The 4,979-nt window shown below is 57.0% G+C and carries 5 protein-coding genes and 1 pseudogene; all 6 read right to left on the reverse strand.

From position 1 onward, the window contains the following. Window positions 1-48: 48 nt before the first annotated feature. On the reverse strand, window positions 49-639 hold the full coding sequence (locus tag AC1DSG_RS27630) for an amino acid synthesis family protein (protein WP_201112043.1): 591 nt from the start codon (window positions 637-639) through the stop codon (window positions 49-51). A 247-nt stretch (window positions 640-886) separates the two neighbouring features. After that, a complete protein-coding gene (locus tag AC1DSG_RS27635) occupies window positions 887-2,059 on the reverse strand; it encodes an acetyltransferase domain-containing protein (RefSeq protein ID WP_477793716.1) in 1,173 nt (390 codons plus the stop codon). A gap of 133 nt (window positions 2,060-2,192) precedes the next feature. Beyond that, on the reverse strand, window positions 2,193-3,008 hold the full coding sequence (locus AC1DSG_RS27640) for an HpcH/HpaI aldolase/citrate lyase family protein (protein ID WP_477793717.1): 816 nt from the start codon (window positions 3,006-3,008) through the stop codon (window positions 2,193-2,195). After that, complete coding sequence (locus AC1DSG_RS27645; protein ID WP_477793718.1) at window positions 3,005-3,850, reverse strand: HTD2 family dehydratase; 846 nt, start codon at window positions 3,848-3,850, stop codon at window positions 3,005-3,007. The genes AC1DSG_RS27640 and AC1DSG_RS27645 overlap by 4 nt, the downstream gene beginning before the upstream one ends. Before the next feature lie 25 nt (window positions 3,851-3,875). Next, a complete protein-coding gene (locus tag AC1DSG_RS27650) occupies window positions 3,876-4,805 on the reverse strand; it encodes an electron transfer flavoprotein subunit alpha/FixB family protein (protein ID WP_477793719.1) in 930 nt (309 codons plus the stop codon). A gap of 16 nt (window positions 4,806-4,821) precedes the next feature. Further along, window positions 4,822-4,979, reverse strand: a pseudogene (locus tag AC1DSG_RS27655) (electron transfer flavoprotein subunit beta/FixA family protein); the annotation flags it as partial.

Genomic DNA, 4,979 nt, shown 5'->3' on the forward strand with positions numbered 1-4,979 from the left:
ATCATGGAGCGCTCCTGCATACCTTTTTGTTGTAGTGACCGACCTTTGTTACTGGGCTTTTTCGGCCGCCAGTTCTTCCAGGTCGATGTAGCGGTTGCCGATGCGTGGGTGCAGACGGCCGCCGTCGGCGCAGCCCAGGACGACGACGATTTCGTCGGCACGTGGTGCGTCTTCGATCTGCATTTCCAGGGTGATGTAGTGCGAACGCAGGCCTTCGTCATCTTTGTGCATCATCGGAATCTGAATCGAGGTACCCGGGCCGCCGCGCTTGTTGGTGAAGCTCAGATAGCTCTTGGCTTTAACCGCTTCGCGGTAATGGTTACCGAAACGCAGAGTGTGGATGACGGCGGAAGCGTGTTCGATTTCACCATCGGCACCGACGACCGCTGCCTTGCCGTAAGCCTCGATCTTCTCGGCACCGCCGATGATGCCGACCAGGCGCTCAACCATAAGTGCACCGAGGTCGGAGCAGTTGGCGCGGATTTCCGGCTTGAGGTCTTCGACGAAGCCGCGACCCAGCCAAGGGTTCTTCATCACCACGGCCAGACCGACCATGGTCACGGGCGTATCGGTGGCCTTGCCGCCTTCGATAAAGGTTTCTTCGACATAGCTGACGATCTTGCGGATTTCGAAACTCATGAGCTGCTCCGTATCAGGTTGAAAGTGTCTGTGCGTATGATGGTATACCATAATACCGGATGCGCAAGACCCTGAAATGAGTTTCTGGTCGGAAGGTGATGAAATGAGGGGGAAGGGCTGCGTCGGCGGTATATACCGCAGGTTGAGCCAATTGGATGYGTGGGCTGGCGGCCTGATTCGTTCAATCAAGGCGCCAGAGAAGGAAATGACCCAGAAGCAGTGTTATGGCCATTCTGGGTGGGATGTATCAGAAATATTTGAGCCAGCCGATATCGCGACGACGTGCCTTCAATGTGGCGAACCAGCGCACGGGGAAATATAGCGCCGAAGCCAAGAGCACCGCCGTCAGCCACACAGCCCAAACGCTGTCGAAACCGAAGTAGCTGCCTTGATTCAAACCGAACAACGCCACGCCGACCAGATACAGCACTTTCAGTACATAAAGGTGGAGCAAGTAGAAGAACATCGGCGCCGCACCAAATACCGCCAACGTGCTGATCCACTTGCGTTGCTGAGCCCGTTCAAAGCCAAGAAGCAGCAACAGCCCAACACCTAGCGTCAGTGAGAGGAACAATAGGGAAGGCGGGTATTTGGTGATGTTGAAGAAACTCATGAGGGTTTGTGTGGTGCTGCCATAGGCCACCCAATGAGCCTCGCCATAACCATTAACAAGACGCAGCGCGACGAAACTGATTAACGCGCCGGCCCCTGCCAGTAACAGATATCGCTGACGCGTGGCGACGGAGGCCGAGGGGGAGAACCAGGTGCCGATGCAGTAACCCAGGGCAATCACGCCGATCCATGGCAGCACAGGATAAGAGCTGCGAAGGCGCAAGCTGTCAGAGAATTCGATCCAGCCGCGATCATGCAGAATTGCCCAGGGCACGTGCATCGCTGAATCAACCGGAAAGTGCAGCGAATCGAGCAGGTTGTGCCCGGCGATAATGACCAGGCTCAGAACAAACAGGATTGGCCGAGGTAGCCAGACCAGTACGGCGAGGGAAATCATGCTGACGCCAATGGCCCAGATGACCTGCAGGTAAATCACACTGGGCGGGAACTGAAATGTCCAGGCGAAATTCACCAAGGTGAACTCCAGCAGTACCAGGAATAGGCCTCGCTTGAACAGGAAAGCCGCCACATCGCGCTTGCCTTGGTGCTTTTCGCCGTACAAAAAGGCGGACAATCCAGTCAGCAGTACGAACACTGGCGCACATAAATGGGCGAGCGTTCGGCTGAAAAACAATGCCGGTTCAGTGGTGTCGATGGCCATCGGGTCGCTAACCTGGCGGTGCAGAAGGAACGTTTCGCGCACGTGATCCAGTAGCATGAAAATGATCACTAATCCCCGAAGGGCGTCTATGGATAGCAGGCGTTTATTTACGCTCGGAGTGGGGGCGATATGCGTAGTGTTTGTCATCGAAAGCCGCAGGCAGGGTGTGGAAATAGCTGTCAGAACATCGACAGATCATCAATAGATATAACATAACATATCGCCACATCCTGACCGTAATGCTTTCCAGCAGGCAGGGTTACTCTGCATCCGCGTTGTCTCAGGTCGAGCGAGCCATAATCGATTGCGCGCGTCCAATGACCGGTGCATCGACCATTTGCCCATCCAGCACGAAAACACCTTCACCTGAACGGGCGGCTTCGATAATACGTTGCGCCCACTGCAATTCTTCCAGGCTGGGTTTGAACGCTTGATGAATGATTGCAACCTGCATTGGATGGATACACAGCGCGCCACCAAAGCCCATGTCGCGGGCAAATTGCACCGCGCTTAGCAGCCCTGCGCTGTCCTGGATCGACGGAAACACCCCGTCCAGCGCCGGAGCGAGCCCGGCTGTTCGAGTCGCGAGCAAAACGGCGTAGCGAGCATGACCAATAATTTCTTCGGCGGCAGGACTGCCTGTCGTCAGGTTCAGGTCTAGGCCCAGATCGAGACTACCGAACGACAAGCGTTCAACACCTTGAGCGCCGGCAATCTCGTTAATTGCAACCAAGCCCTTGGCGCTCTCGATGATTGGCCAGATCGGTTTTTTGGTACCTGCAGCAGTAGTTACCTGCGCCGCACTTTCTGCTTTGGGTAACAGAATTCCAATCACGCCGGCGTGGCGTCGGCATAGTTCCAGATCCGCCACATGTGCCCAGTGATCCGGGGCATTCACACGGACCAGAATCCGTGCATCCGGGGTTTCGCTCAGGAAAACGTCAAGATTGACCCTGGCCTGCTCCTTGAGGTTTTCTTGCACGGCATCCTCCAGGTCAACGATGACCCGGTCTGCGCCAGTGGCGATAGCTTTTGGGATGCGCTCTGGTCGAGTGGCCGGCACAAACAGGGCGGAGCGAACAATGGATTGGTTCATGGCGTTGCTCCATTGCTGAATTCAATCTCTCCGATCTGCGCTGTGCCGTCCTGATTCCCGGCCCAGACCTGCGCCTTGCCGTTTTCGATCACTCGGCCGCCCACCTCGAAAGGTTGAGGCGAAATAAGCGGTCGTACTCCACGGAAGGTGAAGCGCTCCAGGCGCGCCGTCGGATGCGTTTTGGTAAAGGCACGCAAGTTCAACGTGGCGATCAATGGACCATGCACCACCAGCCCCGGATAACCTTCGGTCTCTGTCACATACGGCCAGTCATAGTGAATACGATGACCATTGAAAGTGACCGCAGAATAGCGGAACAGCAGGGTTGGGGAGGGCTCGATCCGTTCCTGCCACTGGCCTTCAGGTAGCGTTTCGGTCCCGTTCAGTTTGGGCGGGACAGGTTCGCGGTAAACAATGTCCTGTTCATCTAGCAGTGCGCGTTTGCCGTCCTGGTAAAACTCATGGCGTACCGTGACGAACAGCAAGGAACCCGTGCGCCCGTGCTTCTCCTCGACGTTGACAATGGTCGATACACAGGTCACTTCTGCCTCTACCTTTAACGGCTGGTAAAACTCGATGCGGCTGCCTGCCCACATACGATTGCGGTTATGGGCCGGCGGCAAAAAGCCCCCCAGCGCTGGATGGCCATCGGGGCCCAGTTCGCTGGCGCCCACCGGCTCCTGAAAAAATGCCCAGTGCCACAGGGGCGGCAGCGCTTCACCGGGTTGAGGGGCAAGCTCGCCCAATGTCGCGGCAATGCGTCTGACCAGAGTGAAGCTGATTCGGTCCTGGCTTTCCTGGCGTCGTCCAATCCAGGCGGAAAAATCGGAACTGCTGTTCATATTATTTTCTCCAATCGGTCAGTGATCAGGCCAAGGCGGCCATTTCTGGAATCGCTTCAAAAAGATCCGCGACCAGGCCGTAATCGGCCACCTGGAAGATCGGCGCTTCTTCGTCCTTGTTGATCGCAACGATCACTTTGGAGTCTTTCATGCCGGCCAGGTGCTGGATCGCGCCGGAAATACCGACCGCGATGTACAGCTGTGGCGCAACGATYTTGCCRGTCTGACCGACCTGCATGTCGTTGGGTACAAAACCTGCGTCGACYGCGGCGCGGGAAGCACCGACGGCAGCGCCCAGCTTGTCAGCCAGGGCGTACAGGTGTTTGAAGTTGTCGCCGTTCTGCATSCCGCGACCGCCGGAAACGACGATTTTGGCAGCGGTCAGTTCCGGACGATCGGACTTGGCCAGTTCTTCGCCRACGAAGCTSGAAGTGCCCGCGTCGTGAGCAGCGGCAACGGCTTCAACAGCGGCCGAACCACCTTCAGCAGCCACCGGGTCGAAACCGGTAGCACGCACGGTGATSACTTTCACYGMAGCGTTCGACTGAACGGTAGCGATGGCGTTACCGGCGTAGATCGGACGCTTGAARGTGTCAGCGCTTTCAAYCGAGATGATCTCGGAGATCTGGTCAACGTCCAGCTGMGCGGCAACGCGCGGCAGGATGTTTTTGCCGTTGGARGTRGCGGCAGCCAGGATGTGGCTGTARCCAGCGCCCAAYTCGGYAACCAGMGGCGCWACGTTTTCCGGCAGYTGRTGAGCGTAGGCRGCGTTGTCGGCYACCAGCACTTTRGTCACGCCAGCGATTTTCGCTGCRGCTTCAGCGACAGCGCCAACGCCCTGACCGGCAACCAGAACGTGGATGTCACCACCGATTTTGGCGGCAGCAGCAACGGTGTTCAGTGTGGCCGGAGCCACTACTTTGCTGTCGTGTTCAGCGATTACCAAGATAGTCATGATTCGGCTCCTTAACTCAAAGCACCTTCGCTTCGTTTTTCAGTTTCTCGACCAGTTCAGCCACCGACTTGACCTTGATACCCGCGCTGCGTGCAGCAGGCGCTTCGACTTTCACGGTCTTGTTGGTGGAGGCGGTGGAAACGCCCAAAGCGTCCGGAGTCAGCACTTCGAGAG

The sequence above is a fragment of the Pseudomonas sp. P5_A12 genome (assembly GCF_056400685.1).